Genomic DNA, 18007 nt, shown 5'->3' on the forward strand with positions numbered 1-18007 from the left:
AGTGTGATCGCTATCTTGTTTATAAAATTTGGAGGTGGGTCTCTGGTGGAGCTCAAACTGCATGGGTGAAGGGGTGAGTTGGGAGCAGCGGCACTTTTGAGTGAATCAGAAGGCTGGATATGGTCGGCAGGGCCCGACGAAATAAAGAGAGTCGTTTCTTGGGATGGCATGAAAATAGTCACAGCTTTTTATGTGCACCCTAATTAGACGATGCAAAAAAGTATTATATAAATGCGGCACTCTGTTTTTTATTCACTAATATTGATGAGTCAGCTAAACAGGGAGATGATAGCTGTGGAACGATATGAATCGGGTGACGCCCATCTCGCCATCGAGAGTCTGCTGGTGGACGTGGAATATGTGGTCGACGGCCATTATGGACTCAGCCTGGAAAATGCCGAAACCTGTCATGAATTTGACCCTGCCAATATTCCATTGTTATTAGCCGAATAGTCTTTCGGCTGGTGACATCCGCACGTCATATTGAGAGGGCAGCCTGTCACAGGGCCTGCCCTCGCTGTTTATCCTCTTGCTGCAAGCTGCCATTGCCAGCAGGAGTACCATGCTTGTAACAACCTCGGCGCTCGCTGTCGAGCTGTCATCGTCCTCCTTATTTCTCATCCGGCAGATCCTGGCAGGAGCGTTTTTGGTGATCAGGGGATCACCCTTGCCTTGTACCGGGTGATCATTCACCACTGCCAAACCTGACAGGCCATTATTGTTGGTTGCGACGCTGGTTATTTGATCGTTATTTTACAATGACCGCTTCAAGCGCCGCTTTAAAGTGCAAAAGAGCGCGCGTCGGGGGGATTTAATGACGACGACGGGGACCAAAATACCCCCATGTAAAATGGGTGACAACCTTGCCCGCAGGCCATAGCGTTTAAGAATTTAATGTTTTTATATGCTTTTGTTGGCGGGCTAACCGACAGAGGGAGCGGAGATCTCTAGAGTGGCGCCACACCACACGCTGGAGCATAACAATGAAAAACCTCTCTACCCCACACACCAGAACCGCCCTGTTCGGCGGTCGACAGATTGCCGGCATGCCCATGATGATCTTTCTGGGCCTCGCCACCTGCGTCCTCTTCTCGGGTTGGAACGGCTCGCTGCCGCTCGGCATGGTCGGCGCGCTGGCGCTGATGTTCGTGCTCGGCACCCTGCTGACCGAGCTCGGCGAGCGCATCACCCCCATCCGCGAATACCTGGGTGGTGGCACCATACTCGCCATCTTCGGCGGCGCCGCCCTGTTTGAATACCGGATCCTGCCCGTCGAGGCGGGTCAGGTGATCATCGGCTTCATGAAGGAGGGGGGCTTTCTCAACTTCTTCATCGCCAGCCTGGTGACCGGCTCTGTGTTTGGCATGAGCGGCGCCCTGCTGAAGAACGCCGCCATGCGCTACCTGCCGGTGATCCTGGGGGGCGTCGCACTGGCGCTGCTCAGCGTCGGTCTGGTGGGCGCCCTGATGGGGTATGGCTTCAAGAATGCGGTGCTGCTCATCGGTCTGCCCATCATGGGCGGCGGCATGGGGGCCGGCGCCGTGCCGCTGGTGGAGATCCTCTCCGGGCCGCTGCAGATGTCGAGCGCCGATCTGCTGTCGCGCATGGTGCCGGCAGTAGTGATCGCCAACACCCTGGCCATTCTGGTGGGTACCCTGCTGGCCCGTCTCGGTCGCCGCTACCCCTCCCTGACCGGCAACGGCAAGCTGATGATCAAAGATAGTGCCGATGGCGTGGCCGAGGAGAAGGCGCAAGCACCGACCCTGGAGAGTCTGGGCCTGGGGCTCTTCATCAGCTCCAGCATGTTCGTGCTGGGCTCATTGCTCGGCAACTTCATCCCCATGCACCCCTTTGCCCTGATGATCCTGGCTGTGGCCGTCATCAAGGTGAGCGGCCTGCTGCCCCGTCGCTACGAGCAGGCGGCGGCCGACTGGTACCAGTTCGTGGTCACCAACCTGACCCCCTCCCTGCTGGTGGGGATCGGAGTCGCCTACACCAGCATCCCCGAGCTCATCAGCGCCTTCTCCGTCAGTTATTTCGTGCTGGTGCTGGTGACCGTGCTCGGTGGCGCCCTCGGGGCGGCGCTGGTAGGGCGGATGATCGGCTTCTACCCCATCGAGGCGGCCATCACCGGTGGCCTGTGCATGGCCAACATGGGGGGCACGGGTGATGTGGCCGTGCTCTCGGCGGCCCAGCGCATGACGCTGATGCCATTCGCCCAGATCTCCTCTCGTCTCGGGGGCGCCGTCATGCTGATCCTGGCGACCCTGCTCATCTCGCTGCTGGCATAAGGAACAAGATAATGAACGACATCATGATGGGCACCAGTCTGCCCTATGCCGAACGCAAGCGTCAGGGATTGATGGGGCGCATGCCCCACAAGGAGGAGTCGCTGGCCCAGCAGCGGCGCCGCATCTACCGGCTGGTTTCGGCCATGCAGAGCCCGTTTGATCAGCATCTGCTGCTGCGCCAGTTGCAGGAGGACAACCCGGTGCTGTTCTACGAACTGGTGCGCCACCACCTGCCGGAGCTGTTGCCCATCATCTACACCCCTGTGGTGGGGGAGGCGTGCCAGCGCCACAGCGACCTCTATCTGCGCAGCCACGGCCTCTACCTCTCCTGGCACGACCGGGATGAGCTCGACCACATCTTCGCGGCGGTGGAGCAGGAGGTGGACGTCATCGTCATCTCCGACGGCGAGCGGGTGCTGGGGCTCGGCGATCTCGGCATCGGCGGCATGGGGATCTGCATCGGCAAGCTGGCGCTCTACTCCGCCGCCGGCGGCATCAACCCTTCGCGCACCCTGCCCCTGTGCGTGGACGTGGGCACCAACAACCCCGAGCTGCTGGAAGATGACTCCTACTTGGGCTGGCAGGCCCGGCGGGTGGATGGCGAGCCCTATTACCAGTTCATGGACAAGGTGGTGGCGGCCATTCGCAAACGCTGGCCCCAGGTAGTGCTGCAGTTCGAGGACTTCGCCGGCAAGCATGCCGCGAACCTCCTGGCCCGCTACCGCGACGATCTGTGCATGTTCAACGACGACATCCAGGGCACGGCGGCGGTGGCGTCGGCCTGCGTGCTGGCGGGCTTGCAGCAGGCGGGCAGCGCGCTGGCGGATACTCCGGTGCTGATCGTCGGCGCCGGCTCGGCCGGCTGCGGTATCGCCGCCATGCTGGCCCAGCTGGCGGGCAGCCCGGAGCGAGTGCAGCTGTTCGATCAGGACGGTCTGGTCTGCCTGGATCGGGCCGGGCTCACCCCGGCCCAGCAGCCGTTTGCCCGCCCGGCGGCGGAGGCGTGCAATTCCCTGCCTGCGCTTATCGAGCGGCTGCGCCCCGGGGTGCTGATCGGGGTGAGCGGTCAGGGCGGTCTGTTCGACGAGGCGGTGCTGACGGCCATGGGGGAGGTGTGCGAGCGGCCGGTGATCCTGCCGCTCTCCAACCCCACCCGCAGCGCCGAGGCAACCCCAACCCAGGTGTGGCAGGCCACCGGCGGGCGGGCCCTGCTCGCCACCGGCAGCCCCTTCCCGCCGGTGGAGGTGGACGGCGCGGCGCGGGTGGTCTCCCAGTGCAACAACGTCTATGTGTTCCCCGGCATTGGTTTGGGGGCCTGCGCGGTCAAGGCGCGGCGCATCAGCGACGGCATGCTGCGGGCGGCGGTGCAGGCGGTGGGCGCCTATCCGCTGGCCGAGGGGCGGTTGCTGCCCCCCATCGAGCAGGTGGGGGAGGTGGCCCGCGCCGTGGCGAGGGCGGTGGCACTCTGTGCCCGTGCCGAGGGGCTGGCCGATTTTGCCGGTGATCCCGCACCTTTGATTGACCAGACCTGGTGGCGCCCGCACTATTGGTCCGCGTCCTGATGTTGCAAGGCTAATCGATGAAACTGCGTCACCAACTGGTCACCCTCTCCCTGGGCCTGTCACTGCTCCTGATCGTCATTCTGGGCAGCCTGCTGGCGCTCTTCATCCGCCATTTGCTGGAGAGCAATCTGGAGGAGAAGGGAGGGGATCTGGCGCGGGTATTGGCGGGAGACAGCCGGGTGGTGCAGGCGCTGCAGTGGGGGAGCGATCCGGGCCTGCGCGACTATGTGCAGGGGATCTGCAGCCGCACCGATGCCGCCTACATGGTGGTGACCGACGAGCATGCCCGCCGGCTGAGCCACCCCTCTCCGGAGCTGGTGGGTGGCCTGTTTCGCGGCGAGGATATCTGGCCCTCCCTCAACGAGCGCAGCAGCTACTGCTCCAAGGACGTGGGCACCCTGGGGCCGGCCATCCGCTGCTTCGCCCCGGTGATCGGGCCTGACGGGCGCGCCATCGGTGCCGTGGTGGTGGGGTATCTGATGCAGACGGTGGAGAGCATCTACCTGGATCGGATCGCCCTGCTCATCAGCGCCATCGGCGCCGTGCTGGGCTGCGGTCTGCTGCTGGCGCTCTGGGTCCAGCATCGACTGCGGCGTACCCTGCTGGATCTGGAGCCGGAGACCATAGTCAACCGCTTCGTGCTGCAGGAGCTGGTGCTGGAGCACATCTCGGAGGGGGTGATCGCCCTCGACTCTCGCGGCCACATCCGCATGCTCAACAGCGCCGCGTTTTACCAGCTGCGCCTGCCCGGCACCGGCCGCCACGCCCTGCTCGGCCAGCCGCTCTCGGAGCTGTCGCCGCCGCTCGCTCCCGCCCTGACCCAGGTCGAGACCGAGCTCGGTTTCACCGTGCACGGCGAGTCGTTCGTCGGGCGCTGGCAGGCGGTGGAGGGCAAGATCCCCGGCCGGCTGCTGATCTTCAGCCGCCCCGAGGTGACCGGCAGTCTCGGCATGCAGGTGACCCACTTGCGCCAGTATGCCGAGATGCTGCGGATGCAGACCCACGAGTTCGCCAACAAGCTCAGCAGCCTCTCCGGATTGCTGCAGCTGGGCCACGTGGATCAGGCGGTGGAGCTCATCCAGCAGGAGAGCGAGGCGTGCCAGACCATGCTGCACGATCTGCTGCGGGCCATCGAGGACAAGCCGGTGGCCGGGCTCATCCTCGGCAAGTTCAGCCGGGCCCGCGAGCTCGGGGTGGAGCTGGTGCTGGATCCCGATTCGGCGCTGGGGGAGTACCCGGCGGCGGTGTCGGCGGATCTCATCACCCTCATCGGCAACCTGCTGGACAACGGCATCCGTGCCGCCTGGGCCCGGCGCAAGCAGTGCCCGCCGCGGGTGCTCATCTCCCTCAACGACTTCGGGCGCCGGCTGGTGATTGAGGTGGAGGACAGCGGCGAGGGGGTGGACGAGGCGCTGGCGGACCATCTGTTTGATTACGGCATCAGTCGCCAGACTGGCGATCACGGTGTCGGTCTGTTCCTGGTCAAGGAGACGGTGGCCAGGCGAGGGGGTGTGATAGAATGGCGCCGCACCGCCGAACAGACGACTCTGTTCGGTATCTACTTGAATAAAAACCAATTGGTGTGATCTATGGAGCCCATTTTCACGCTGGTGATCGAGGATGACGAACGGATAGGATCCATTCTGGCCGAGCTGGTCTCCTCCACCCCCGGATTTTCCCTGCTGGGTCGGGCCGAAAGCCTGACCCAGGCCGATCTCATGATGCGTGCGGCCCAGCCGCAACTGCTGCTGGTGGACATCTCGCTGCCCGACGGCTCCGGCCTGGAGTGGGTGAACCGGCTGCGCAGCCACAACCGCGAAGCCTACGTCATCATGGTGACCGCCTCCTGCGACGTGGAGACCATCCAGCAGGCCCTCAACCAGGGGGTGCAGGATTACATCATCAAGCCGCTGCGGCTGTTTCGCATCCAGCAGAGCCTGGACGAGATCCTCACCCTGCACCGGCGCATCTGCGAGCGCGGCTCCCTCGAGCAGAGCGATCTGGACCGGCTGATGGGCAAGGTGAGACCCCAGGGGCGTGACGTGCGCGACACCCCCAAGGGGATCGATGCCATCACCCTGCGCCAGGTGCTGGAGCTGCTGGCGGGGGAGCCGGACAGCGCCTTCTCCACCGATACGGTGGCGCTGCGCTTGTCCCTGAGCCGCACCACGGCGCGCCGCTATCTGGAGTATCTGGAGTCGGAGGACAGGGTGGACGTGGATCTCAACTACGGCCAGCGAGGCCGGCCCGAGCGCCGCTACCACTGGCGGCGGGGCAGCTGAGCCGTTTGCCGCACACAGATCCATACCAGCAAAAAGGGAGCCGAAGCTCCCTTTTTCAGGTCTATACGTTGGCACGAAAACCGGTACGACGGGCCGCTCAGGCCTCTTCCAGCAGGACGCGGCGGGCTCTTGGTTTGAACTGGGAGAGCATGACCCCGCTCAGGATGAGGCCGCCCCCCAGCAGGTGATAGCCGTGGATGGGCTCCCCCAGGCTGATGACGGCGATGAGGGCCGTGCACAGGGGCATCAGGTTCATGAAGACCGAGGTGCGCTCCGCCCCCAGGCTGGCGAGGCCGCGCATCCAGCAGTAGGCGGCGAAGATGGAGGAGGCGAGCCCGGCGAACAGCACCATGCTCCAGCCCTGGGCGGGAATGGCCAGGGAGTCGGCGGAGAGGGCCAGCGGGATGAGCAGCAGCACCGCCAGCAGGATCTGCAGGTAGAGGTTGAGCCAGGGGCCGAACGGCAGTTGCCAGCGGCGGATCAAGAGGCCATAGAGGGCATAGCTGGCCGCCCCCAGCAGCATCATGCCATCGCCTGGGTTGATCCCGCTGTGCAGCAGCGTCTGAGGGTTGCCCTGACCGAGCAGCCAGAGCACCCCGAACAGGGAGAGGCTCATGCCGAGCAGCGCCTGCTTGCCCGGCTTCTGGCCAAAGCAGCAGGCTCCTATCAGCAGGGTGAGCAGCGGCAGCAGGGAGCCGATGACCCCCATGTTGGTGGCCGAGGTGCTGTGGGCGGCATAGTAGGCGAGGCACTGGTAGAGCACCATGCCAAGCAGGGAGAGCACCAGCAGCTTGCCGAGCCAGGGGCGGAGATCGCGCCGGCGGCGCCACAGCTGCGGCAGGCAGAAGGGGGTCAGCGCCAGGGCGGCGATCACCCAGCGGTAAAACGAGATGGCGGCAGGATCCAGCACGCCGGCGGCGGCCTTGGAGACCACGGTATTGGCGGCCCAGATCAGGATGGCGAGCAGGGGAAAGAGAAAAGGCATAGGCACTCCTTGGTATGATGGGGAGAGTCTAGCCTTGTCTTGAACGATGCAAGTAGCGTAAATAAGACATGTCATAACCGCTTTGGGACAATCTGCATGGGCACCCTCACCCTGGCCGAGCAGGATCGCCTGCTGGCCGCCCCCAACCCCCTCTATTTTCGCTACAGCCAGATCCAGGGGGGCAACGCCTGTGCCGAGCATGCCCACCCCTGGGGCCAGCTCAGCCTCATCAGTCTCGGGGTCATGGTGGTGGAGGTCGGGGGGCAGCGGCTGGTGGCGCCGCCGGACTACCTCATCTGGGTGCCGGCGGATCAGCCCCACACCGCCTTCAACGAGCAGACCCTGGACTACACCTCCATCTACGTGAGCCACGCGCTGGCGCCGCGCCTGCCACGGGAACCCCAGTTGCTGGCGCTTACCCCCTTGCTGCGGGCCCTGCTGGAGGATTTCACCCAGCGCCGGGTCGGCCACATGGAGGACGAGTGGGATGCCCGTCAGGGTGAACTCTTCATCGAGAAGCTGGCCCGCACCCGTTGCCAGCCGAGCTACCTGCCCCAGAGCCGGGATCGCCTGCTGGCCCCCCTGCTGGCGGCGTTGCAGGCGGCGCCGGAGGACAACCGCACCCTGGCCCAGTGGGCCAAGGTGCTGCACAGCACGGAGCGCACCCTGGCGCGGCGCTGCCAGAAGGAGCTTGGCATGAGCCTCGGCCAGTGGCGCACCCGGCTGCGGCTGGTGAAGGCGCTGGACTGGCTGCGCGGCGAGATGCCGGTGCAGGAGATCGCCTGGCGCCTCGGTTACACCTCTACCTCGGCCTTTATCGCCATGTTCCAGCGCGAACAGGGTTGTGCCCCCCAGCGCTATCGCCAGCAGCTGGGGATCGGCGCCGGGCAGGCACAGCTCTGACCGCGACCGCACCAGCAATGAAAAGGGCGCCCGCAGGCGCCCTTGTGGATCAAGGGATGGGCTTAGAAGAAGCCGAGCGGGTTGATGTCGTGGCTCACCAGCAGGTTCTTGGTGTTCTGGTAGTGGTCCAGCATCATCTTGTGGGTCTCGCGACCGATCCCTGACTTCTTGTAGCCGCCGAAGGCCGCGTGGGCCGGGTAGGCGTGGTAGCAGTTGACCCAGACCCGGCCGGCCTGGATGCCGCGCCCCATGCGCCAGGCCAGGTTGCTGTCGCGGGTCCACAGGCCCGCCCCCAGGCCGTACTGGGTGTCGTTGGCAATGGCCAGCGCATCCGCCTCGTCCTTGAAGGTGGTGACCCCGAGCGCCGGCCCGAAGATCTCCTCCTGGAACACCCGCATCTTGTTCTGGCCGTGGAAGATGGTGGGCTGGATGTAGAAGCCCCCCTCCAGCCCGCTCACCTTGGCCGGGCCGCCGCCGATCAGCATTTTTGCCCCTTCGCCGCGGCCGATCTCCATGTAGCTCAGGATCTTGTCGAACTGCTCGCGGGACGCCTGGGCGCCGACCTGGGTGGTGGTGTCGAGGGGGTTGCCCTGCACTATGGTGCGGGCGCGGGCCAGCACCCGGTCCATGAAGTCGTCATAGATGCTCTCCTGCACCAGGGCGCGGGAGGGGCAGGTGCACACCTCGCCCTGGTTGAAGAAGGTCATCAGCATCCCTTCCACCGCCTTGTCGATGTAGCTGCTCTCGTGCTGCATCACGTCGGCGAAGTAGATGTTGGGGGACTTGCCACCCAGCTCCACGGTGGAGGGAATGAGCTTGTCGGCGGCGCAGCGCAGGATGTGGGCCCCCACCTCGGTGGAACCGGTGAAGGCGAGCTTCTGGATCCGGTCGCTGGTGGCGAGCGCCTGACCCGCCTCGGCGCCAAAGCCGTTGACCACGTTGACCACCCCGGGGGGCAGGATGTCCTTGATGAGATCCATCATCAGCATGATGGTGACCGGAGTCTGCTCGGCGGGCTTGAGCACGCTGCAGCAGCCGGCCGCCAGCACCGGGGCCAGCTTCCAGGCCGCCATCAGCAGCGGGAAGTTCCACGGGATGATCTGGCCGACCACCCCGATGGGCTCCTTGAAGTGGTAGCTGACGGTGTTCTGATCCAGCTCGGCGGCCGAGCCCTCCTGGGCGCGAATACAGCCGGCGAAGTAGCGGAAGTGATCCACCACCAACGGCAGGTCGGCGGCCAGGGTCTCGCGCACCGCCTTGCCGTTCTCCCAGGTCTCGGCGATGGCGAGCACCTCGATGTTCTGTTCGATGCGATCGGCGATGCGCAGCAGCAGGTTGCTGCGCTCGGTGACGCTGGTCTTGCTCCAGCTGGCGAATGCCTTGTGAGCGGCGTCCAGGGCGAGCTCGATGTCGGCGGCGTCGGAGCGGGCCACTTCGCAGAACACGCGGCCATCCACCGGCGAGATGTTTTCAAAGTAGCGGCCGGCGCGCGGCGCCACCCAGTCACCACCGATGAAGTTGTCGTAACGGGACTTGAAGCTGACCAGGGCACCTGCCTGACCGGGAGCGGTATAAATCATTTCATCATCCTTATGTGTGTGGTCCTGACCGGGCTGGTGAGCAGCCCGGTTGCTGCTGTGTATCGCAAGGGGCGTGCCAGAGGGTCTGACCAGCACCTCAAAAGTTACAAAAACGTTATCAAACGGGGTGCGGCAGCGTATCTTGGTTAACCAATGACCGCGGCGGTGGCGATACAACTGTGCCGTTTCTGGACAGTGGTCGCGACAGTCGTGCCGTTTGTGAACAGGAGGTGTGATGAGCGAGTTCCCTCAATCTGGTGCCAGCCCAATCCAGCGCTCCTGGCAGCGCTGCCTGCACCAGGGGTTGAGCCGTCAGCAGAGCGCCGAGCTGGACTTGCTGCCCCAGGGAGAGCTGTTGGCCCGTCAGGAGCAGCACAGGGTGCTGATCGCCAGCTTCCGGCGCTTCGTGCTGCCGCTATTTGACCAGCTGCTGGCGGGGCGCCCCTGTCGGTTGCTGCTGTGCGATGGCGAGGGTGCCATCCTGGCCGCCAGCGGTGATGACGGCTTCGCCCGCCACGCCGAACGGGTCTTTTTGCGCAGCGGTGCCCGCTGGGGGGAGGCGAGCAAGGGCACCAATGCCATCGGCACGGCGCTGGCCGAGCAGAGCGAGGTACAGGTGCTCGGCAATCAGCACTTCTTCGCCCAGCACAGCTTTCTCAGCTGCAGCGCCTGCCCGCTGCTCGGGCCGGACGGGCAAGTGATCGGGGTGCTCGACATCTCCACCGATGCGGCCCACCACGGCGGCGACATGCTGGGCACGGTACGGCTGCTGGCCATGACCCTCGAAAACGCGCTGCTGGCACGCCAGCCGGGCTGGCTGGTGGATCTCGAGCCCCAGAGTCTCTGGTCCGCCCGCCTGCTGCTGGGGGAGGAGGGCGAACTGCTCGGGGCCAACCGGGCCGGCCGGCTCTGGCTCGGCCAGCACCCCTTCGACGGCAAGCAGCTGCTGCGGGATAGGCGCGGCTTGCGGTTGATGCCGGAGGCCAGCTCAGTTGTGGCCCAGCCCGCCCTGCCGGCCGCGGCCGGTGGCTCGCACGGCCAGCAGGTGCCGCTCAAGATGCTGGAGCGCGGCATCTCGCTGCTTATCGAGGGGGAGACCGGCAGCGGCAAGGAGCATCTGGTGCGCGACCTCCATCGCCAGTCGAGCCGCCACGAGAAGCCCCTGGTGTGCGTCAACTGCGGCGCCCTGCCGGCGGAGCTGGTGGAGGCCGAGTTGTTCGGCTATGTCGGCGGGGCTTTCAGCGGGGCCCGCAGCCAGGGCAGCCAGGGTTATCTGCGCGCCGCCCACGGCGGCATCCTGATGCTGGACGAGATCGGCGAGCTGCCGCTCTTGGCCCAGACCCGCTTGCTGCGGGTATTGCAGGAGCGCGTCGTCACCCCGGTTGGCAGCCACAAGCCCGAAGCGGTGGATTTCTGGCTGGTCAGCGCCAGCCACCGGGATCTGGCGGCCATGGTGGCGGCCGGTACCTTTCGCGAGGATCTCTACTACCGCATCTGCGGCTGGCGCCAGCAACTGGCGCCGCTGCGCGATTGGCCGACCTCCGAGCGGCAGGCACTGGTCCAACGGTTGCTGGCCGAGATGGATCCTGCCCTGCACCTGACCGATGAGGCCGAGCGCCACTTGCTGGCCCACCCGCTGCCCGGCAACGTGCGCCAGCTCAAGCAGGCGCTGGAGGTGGCCTGCGTGCTGGCGGAGGGGCAGGGCTGGATTGAGCCTGCCCACCTGCATCTGCCGACCGTGGTTGTGGCGCCGGTCGTCACCACGGCGCTGGCGGGCAGCACATTGCGCCAGCAGAACCGGCAACGGGTGCAGCAGACCCTGACAGAGTGCGGCGGCAACGTGAGCGAGGCGGCGCGCCGGCTCGGTATCAGCCGCACCACCCTCTATCGGGCGCTGCGGGAGGCTGGCTGAGGTGTTTGTGACCCGAGCTTTTTCGTGGTTAAGATGGGCCCACAAGAGACCCTTTGATGATTCTTTTGCATGGCATGGAGTGCCTTATGACGCGTACCCGATTTGATTGGCAAGATCCCTTCTTTCTCGATGGCCAGCTCGGCGAAGAGGAGCGGCTCATCCGCGACGCCGCCCGCGACTACTGCCAGGCGCGGCTGATGCCGCGGGTGCTGGAGGCGAACCGGCGCGAGCAGTTTGACCGCACCATCATGAACGAGCTGGGGGAGCTGGGGCTGCTCGGCGCCACCCTGCCGGAGCAGTACGGCTGCGCCGGGGTCAATCACGTGGCCTACGGCCTCATCGCCCGGGAGGTAGAGCGGGTCGACAGCGGCTACCGTTCGGCCATGAGCGTGCAGTCGTCCCTGGTGATGCACCCGATCCACGCCTATGGCGACGAGGCCCAGCGCCAGCGCTGGTTGCCGGGGTTGGCCCGGGGCGAGCTGGTAGGCTGCTTTGGCCTCACCGAACCGGACGCGGGTTCGGATCCGGGGTCCATGAAGAGCCGGGCCGAGCGGGTCGAAGGCGGCTATCTGCTGACCGGCAACAAGATGTGGATCACCAACTCCCCCATCGCCGATCTGTTCGTGGTGTGGGCCAAGCTCGATGGCGAGATCACCGGCTTCGTGCTGGAGCAGGGGATGGCCGGGCTCTCTGCCCCCAAGATCGAGGGCAAGTTCTCCCTGCGCGCCTCCATCACCGGCGAGATAGTGATGGAGCGGGTCTTCGTGCCAGAAGCCAACCGGCTGGCCGGGGTGAGCGGCCTCAAGGGGCCGTTCGGCTGCCTCAACAAGGCGCGCTACGGCATCGCCTGGGGAGCGCTCGGCGCCGCCGAGTTCTGCTGGCACGCCGCCCGCCAGTATGGACTGGATCGCCAGCAGTTCGGCCGCCCGCTGGCCGCCACCCAGCTGTTCCAGCTCAAGCTGGCCAACATGCAGACCGAGATTGCCCTCGGCCTGCAGGGCTGTCTGCAGGCCGGGCGCCTGATGGACGAGGGGCGCTGCCCGGTGGAGCTGGTGTCGCTCATCAAGCGCAACAGCTGCGGCAAGGCGCTGGAGATCGCCCGCGTCGCCCGCGACATGCACGGCGGTAACGGCATCAGCGACGAGTTTCACGTCATCCGCCACGTGATGAACCTGGAGGCGGTCAACACCTACGAGGGAACCCACGACATCCACGCCCTGATCCTGGGGCGGGCCCAGACCGACCTGCAGGCGTTTGAGTGATGGGGCCCCTTGCCGGCGTGCGCGTGCTGGATCTCAGTCGTGTGCTGGCCGGCCCCTGGGCCGGCCAGCTGCTTGCCGATCTCGGCGCCGACGTGGTCAAGGTGGAGGCCCCCGGGCGCGGTGACGATACCCGCCACTGGGGCCCGCCCGAGCTGGTGGCGGGGGAGGCGGCCTACTTTCATGCCGCCAACCGGGGCAAGCGCTCCATCGCCCTGGATCTAGCGCGCGACAGAGACACACTGCTGGCCTTGGTGGACTGTGCCGACGTGGTGATCGAGAACTTCAAGGTGGGAGGACTGGCGCGCTTTGGCCTCGATTACCCCAGCCTCAAGGCCCGGCGCCCAGAGCTCATCTACTGCTCCATCACCGGCTTTGGCCAGGACGGGCCCTGGGCCCAGCGACCCGGTTACGATCTGCTGATCCAGGGGCTGGGCGGGTTGATGAGCATCACCGGTCAACCCGATGGGGTGCCCGGTGGCGGGCCGGTCAAGGTGGGGGTGGCGCTCGTCGACATCCTCACCGGCCTCTACGCCACCATCGGCATCCAGGCGGCCCTGCGCCATCGGGAGCGAACCGGGGAGGGGCAGCAGATCGATCTCGCCCTGCTCGACGTGTCGGTGGCGGTGCTGGCCAACCAGGCGATGAACTATCTCGCCACCGGTCAGGCGCCCGGGCGCCTTGGCAACGGTCATCCCAATATCGTCCCCTACGACGTCTATCCCACCAGCGATGGCCACCTCATCCTGGCGGTGGGCAACGATGGCCAGTTTGCCGCCCTGACGGCCCTGCTGGGGGCCCCCGGGTGGGCGCAGGACCCCGACTTTGCCACCAACGCCGCCCGGGTACGCCAGCGTCACCGGCTCAATGCCCTGATTACCGAGCGGCTGCTGGCGCGCAGCAGCGCCGAGTGGAGTGCCATGCTGGAGGCGGCCGGGGTGCCGGGCGGCCCCATCCTCACCCTGGATGCGCTGTTTGCCCTCGAGCAGGGGGCGGTGCGCGGCTGGGTGCAGCAGGTGCAGCGTGGCGAACAATCCTTGCCCACCCTGGCCAACCCGCTCCATCTGTCGGCCACCCCGGTGTGCTACGGGCGTGCCTCGCCGGCGCTGGATGGGGACCGGGATACGGTGCTGCGCGACTGGCTCGGACAGGAGTGAACCGGTTGCTTTAAGCGGGGAGATCGCGCCTGCCCGGCGCCATGCTCCTCTCTTCCATCCTCTGCCATCTCATCTGCCCCGGTGCTGGAGCCCGGGGCCGTCCCCCGTTATGATGCGCCCCGTCCATTCATCTGTTGAGGTACTTCCCATGGCACAACACATTGGCGCCCTGGCCCTGCTGGTGGCCGATTACGACCAGGCCATCACCTTCTTTACCCTGGGACTGGGGTTCGAGCTGCTGGAAGATACCCCCCTCGACGAGCCGGGCAAACCGGGCAAGCGCTGGGTGCGGGTTGCCCCCAAAGGAGCCCCCGGTTCCGCCCTGTTGCTGGCGCGGGCTGCCACCCCTGAGCAGCGGGCCGCCATCGGCCAGCAGGGGGGCGGCCGGGTCTTCCTGTTCCTCGAGACTGACGACTTCTGGGGCGACTACCAGCGCATGCAGGCGTACGGTGTCCATTTTTGTGAACAGCCGCGCACCGAGCCTTACGGCACCGTGGTGGTATTCGAGGACATCAGTGGCAATCGCTGGGATCTGCTGCAACTCACTGCTGCCAACTGAATCTGAAAACGTTTATCATCCCGCCTGTCATAAAGTCATAAAAGTGTCACAGAAAGTTCTAATAATTGGCGCACCCATCTTCACAGAGGAGAGAGAAGGGATATGGCTAAGCGAATTCTGGTGGTCGAGGACGAAGCACCGATCCGCGAAATGCTCTGCTTCGTGCTCGAGCAGAAGGGATATGAAACAGTAGAAGCTGAAGATTTTGCCGACGGATTGGCGAAGGTGCGCGAACCCTACCCCGAACTCATCGTGCTGGACTGGATGATGCCAGGCGGCAGCGGCATCCAGTTCATCAAGCAGCTCAAGCAGGATGAGGTAACCCGCCAGATCCCGGTGGTGATGCTGACCGCTCGCGGCGAGGAAGAGGACAAGGTGCGCGGGCTGGAGGCGGGGGCCGATGATTACATCACCAAGCCGTTCTCCCCCAAGGAGCTGACCGCCCGCCTGCATGCGGTGATGCGCCGCGTCTCTCCCACCTCGGTGGACGAGGTGATCGAGGTACAGGGGCTCAAGCTGGATCCTGTCTCCCACCGGGTCAGCGCCGAGGAGAAGGCCCTCGACATGGGGCCGACCGAATTCAAGCTGCTGCACTTCTTCATGACCCACCCGGAGCGGGTCTACAGCCGCGAACAGCTGCTCAACAACGTCTGGGGTACCAATGTGTACGTCGAGGACAGAACCGTGGATGTGCATATCCGTCGCCTGCGCAAGGCCATTGAAGAGACGGGGCACGATCGCTTGATCCAGACGGTGCGCGGCGCGGGCTATCGCTTCTCAACCCGTCTCTAAGAGGCACTTATGTTGCAACCATACGCCTGGCGGCGCCAGTTGTGGCGAATGGCATTCTTCTATGCGCCCTTCGTCTTGGTCGGCTGGCTGACGGAGAGTCTGGCCCTGTGTCTGTTGCTGGCTACCGTCATGCACCTGGGCTGGCACTACCGTTTCCAGAAGCGGCTGTCGGACTGGCTGTGGCACGATCGCAGCCTGGTGCCTCCCAACGGCAGCGGCAGCTGGGAGTACATCTTCAACGGCATCTACAAGCTGCAGCAGCGCCACCGGGCCCGCCGCCGCGAGCTGGCGGGTCTGATCCGCCGCTTTCGGGAAGGGGCCGAGGCACTGCCCGATGCGGCCGTGGTGTTTCGCACCGACGGCAGCATCCTTTGGTGCAACCGGCTGGCAGAGCAGCTGCTCGGCTTTCGCTGGCCGGAAGACGCCGGTCAGCACATCGGCAACCTGATTCGCAATCCCGCCTTCGGCGCCTACCTCGGCAAGGGGGAGTATGACGAACCGTTCGAGATGACCTCGCCCATCAACGAGGAGAAGTTTCTCGAGTTTCGCATCATGCCCTACGCCGAGGATCAGGCCATGCTGGTGGTGCGGGACGTGACCCGGCTGCGCAGCCTGGAGAAGACCCGCAAGCACTTCGTCTCCAACGTCTCCCACGAGCTGCGCACCCCGCTCACCGTGCTCAAGGGCTATCTGGAGATGACCGAGGAGCCGCCGCCGCCCGCCATGTGGGCCAAGGCGCACAGGGTGATGATGGAGCAGACCATCCGCATGGACAACCTGGTCAATCAGCTGCTCACCCTGTCGCGCATCGAGGCGGCGCCCACCGTGGATCTCTCCCATCTGGTGGACATGCCCGCCATGCTGGGGCTGCTGGAGCAGGAGGCGCGGGCGCTCTCCGGCGAGCGGGCCCACCAGATCGAGTTCATGGTGCAGCCCAATCTGCTGGTGCGCGGCGATCAGGATCAGCTGCGCAGCGCCGTCTCCAACCTGGTCTACAACGCCATCCACTACACCCCGGCGGGGCGCAAGATCACGGTGGAGTGGCGCAAGCAGGGGACGATGGCGCTGTTTGCGGTGCAGGACGAGGGGGAAGGGATCCCGCCCGAGCACCTGGCGCGGCTCACCGAGCGGTTCTACCGGGTCGACAAGGCGCGCTCGCGGCACACCGGCGGCTCCGGGCTCGGCCTTGCCATCGTCAAGCATGCCCTGAGTCACCACGACTGCCAGCTCGACATCGAGAGCAGGGTCGGCCTTGGCAGCCGTTTCAGCTTCCTCATCCCCGCTCGCATGGTGGTGTTGAAATAAGCTTTTCAAGCAATGGGTTAGCAATGAAAAGAGGGCGGCGATGGCGGCCCTTTTTTCATTTGGTCAAAAGCCTCGCCATGTCATTAAAGTGTCACATTAAATCCATAAATTTGTCACTGCCAGGTCAGATACTGGCGCCGTCTTGAGAACGGACCTGTGCCAGTGCGGCGCAGGGAGAGAATGAAACGCGACCGGCCGATCGCCCCACTCGGGATGCCATCACGTTTCGGCCTCAGATTGATGACTGCCTTCCACCGCCCCGGAGTCGGGCCAAAGAGGGCAGGGAATGACACTCAGCGCCCCGGTCGGATGACCAGCACTGAGCCAAGTTAACCCGTGTTTTGATGGACTGCGTTCTGCAACCTTGGAGAGATTGGATGAAACTCAACAAACTGGCTGGTGTAATCGGATTCACCGCAGCAACCCTGTTTTCCGTCAGCGCCCTGGCTGCCGGTGTGGATAAAAATCTGCCGGATTACACTCCGACCAGCGGCATCTCGGGCAACCTGTCCTCTGTCGGCTCGGATACCCTGGCCAACATGATGACCCTGTGGGCCGAAGAATTTAAGCGCATGTACCCCAACGTCAACGTGCAGATCCAGGCCGCCGGTTCTTCTACCGCGCCGACCGCGCTGACCGAAGGTGTCGCCCAGTTTGGCCCCATGAGCCGCGCCATGAAGTCCGGCGAGGAAGAGGCGTTCGAGAAGCGCTACGGTTACAAGCCGACCGCCATCCGCGTCGCGGTCGATGCTCTGGCGGTGTTCGTCAACAAGGACAACCCCATCAAGGGCCTGTCCATGCAGCAACTGGATGCCATCTTCTCCAGCACTCTCAAGTGCGGTGAAGCCAAGGCGGCCACCAAGTGGGCCGACCTGGGTCTGGACGGCTCCTGGTCCGGCAAGGATCTGCAACTGTTCGGTCGCAACTCCGTCTCCGGCACCTATGGCTACTTCAAAGAACACGCCCTGTGCAACGGCGACTTCAAGAGCGGCGTGAACGAGCAGCCGGGCTCTGCCTCCGTGGTGCAGTCGGTCTCCTCCTCCCTGAACGGCATCGGCTACTCCGGCATCGGTTACGTCACCTCCGGCGTGCGCGCAGTACCGCTCTCCAAGGATGGCAAGACCTTCATCGAAGCGACCTCCGACAACGCCATCACCGGCAAGTATCCGCTGTCGCGCTTCCTGTACGTTTACGTGAACAAGCACCCGAACAAGCCGCTCTCCCCGATGGAGCAAGAGTTCCTGAAGATGGTGCTCTCCAAGGCGGGTCAGAACATCGTCGCCAAAGATGGCTACGTACCGGTACCGGCCAAGGTGGTCGAAGCCGACCTGAAGAAACTGGGCATCATGTAAGCCGGTTCTCTCTGCCAGACGGGCCCCGCGGGGCCCGTTTTCTTTTTGGGGCCGGCTGTGACCGCTTT

The 18007-nt window shown here is 65.0% G+C and carries 15 protein-coding genes; 13 read left to right on the plus strand and 2 right to left on the minus strand.

Going from position 1 to position 18007, the window contains the following annotated elements:
• Positions 1-231 precede the first annotated feature (231 nt).
• The 5 genes from G5134_RS02695 to G5134_RS02715 all read left to right on the plus strand — a co-directional run bounded on the left by G5134_RS02695 (position 232) and on the right by G5134_RS02715 (position 6135).
• The gene (locus G5134_RS02695) at positions 232-453 is read left to right on the plus strand and encodes a hypothetical protein (RefSeq protein ID WP_017787826.1); all 222 of its coding nucleotides are present in this window, start codon (positions 232-234) and stop codon (positions 451-453) included.
• A 530-nt stretch (positions 454-983) separates the two neighbouring features.
• The gene (locus G5134_RS02700; RefSeq protein ID WP_139725397.1) at positions 984-2291 is read left to right on the plus strand and encodes a 2-hydroxycarboxylate transporter family protein; all 1308 of its coding nucleotides are present in this window, start codon (positions 984-986) and stop codon (positions 2289-2291) included.
• 11 nt (positions 2292-2302) lie between these two features.
• Entirely contained in the window at positions 2303-3853 is a 1551-nt protein-coding gene (locus G5134_RS02705; RefSeq protein ID WP_421231854.1) for an NAD-dependent malic enzyme, read from the plus strand.
• Positions 3854-3870: 17 nt separating this feature from the next.
• Positions 3871-5439 (plus strand): ATP-binding protein, encoded by a 1569-nt coding sequence (locus tag G5134_RS02710; protein WP_126881330.1) that lies wholly within the window; start codon positions 3871-3873, stop codon positions 5437-5439.
• Positions 5440-5442: 3 nt separating this feature from the next.
• Positions 5443-6135: a response regulator gene (locus tag G5134_RS02715; RefSeq protein ID WP_005303332.1), complete on the plus strand. Its 693-nt coding sequence runs from the start codon at positions 5443-5445 to the stop codon at positions 6133-6135.
• Positions 6136-6232: 97 nt separating this feature from the next.
• Here the strand turns inward: G5134_RS02715 and G5134_RS02720 are convergent, their stop codons facing one another.
• Positions 6233-7120 carry a DMT family transporter gene (locus G5134_RS02720; RefSeq protein WP_042049751.1) on the minus strand — a complete coding sequence of 296 codons (888 nt, stop codon included), beginning with the start codon at positions 7118-7120 and terminating at the stop codon, positions 6233-6235.
• A 96-nt stretch (positions 7121-7216) separates the two neighbouring features.
• On the opposite strand from G5134_RS02720, the gene G5134_RS02725 reads away from it, so the two are divergent.
• A complete protein-coding gene (locus tag G5134_RS02725; protein ID WP_019839086.1) occupies positions 7217-8023 on the plus strand; it encodes an AraC family transcriptional regulator in 807 nt (268 codons plus the stop codon).
• 62 nt (positions 8024-8085) lie between these two features.
• On the opposite strand, the gene G5134_RS02730 is transcribed toward G5134_RS02725, so the two are convergent.
• Positions 8086-9603: an aldehyde dehydrogenase family protein gene (locus G5134_RS02730; protein WP_268026939.1), complete on the minus strand. Its 1518-nt coding sequence runs from the start codon at positions 9601-9603 to the stop codon at positions 8086-8088.
• A gap of 235 nt (positions 9604-9838) precedes the next feature.
• Here G5134_RS02730 and G5134_RS02735 point away from each other — a divergent pair, with 235 nt between their 5' ends.
• The 7 genes from G5134_RS02735 (at position 9839) to G5134_RS02765 (ending at position 17939) form a co-directional block, all read left to right on the plus strand.
• Positions 9839-11515 (plus strand): sigma-54-dependent Fis family transcriptional regulator, encoded by a 1677-nt coding sequence (locus tag G5134_RS02735; RefSeq protein WP_065018196.1) that lies wholly within the window; start codon positions 9839-9841, stop codon positions 11513-11515.
• Between the two features lie 86 nt (positions 11516-11601).
• A complete protein-coding gene (locus tag G5134_RS02740) occupies positions 11602-12777 on the plus strand; it encodes an acyl-CoA dehydrogenase (protein WP_017788549.1) in 1176 nt (391 codons plus the stop codon).
• Positions 12777-13931, plus strand: a complete 1155-nt coding sequence (locus G5134_RS02745; RefSeq protein ID WP_065018197.1) for a CaiB/BaiF CoA transferase family protein — start codon at positions 12777-12779, stop codon at positions 13929-13931. The genes G5134_RS02740 and G5134_RS02745 overlap by 1 nt, the downstream gene beginning before the upstream one ends.
• Before the next feature lie 148 nt (positions 13932-14079).
• A complete protein-coding gene (locus G5134_RS02750) occupies positions 14080-14490 on the plus strand; it encodes a VOC family protein (protein WP_021467979.1) in 411 nt (136 codons plus the stop codon).
• A 102-nt stretch (positions 14491-14592) separates the two neighbouring features.
• Entirely contained in the window at positions 14593-15282 is a 690-nt protein-coding gene (phoB, locus tag G5134_RS02755) for a phosphate regulon transcriptional regulator PhoB (RefSeq protein WP_005298527.1), read from the plus strand.
• Between the two features lie 9 nt (positions 15283-15291).
• On the plus strand, positions 15292-16587 hold the full coding sequence (gene phoR, locus G5134_RS02760; RefSeq protein ID WP_005298529.1) for a phosphate regulon sensor histidine kinase PhoR: 1296 nt from the start codon (positions 15292-15294) through the stop codon (positions 16585-16587).
• A 377-nt stretch (positions 16588-16964) separates the two neighbouring features.
• Positions 16965-17939 carry a PstS family phosphate ABC transporter substrate-binding protein gene (locus G5134_RS02765; protein WP_005298532.1) on the plus strand — a complete coding sequence of 325 codons (975 nt, stop codon included), beginning with the start codon at positions 16965-16967 and terminating at the stop codon, positions 17937-17939.
• Positions 17940-18007: the final 68 nt, after the last annotated feature.

The sequence above is a fragment of the Aeromonas sp. 600276 genome (genome assembly GCF_049175815.1).
GTDB lineage: Bacteria > Pseudomonadota > Gammaproteobacteria > Enterobacterales > Aeromonadaceae > Aeromonas > Aeromonas dhakensis.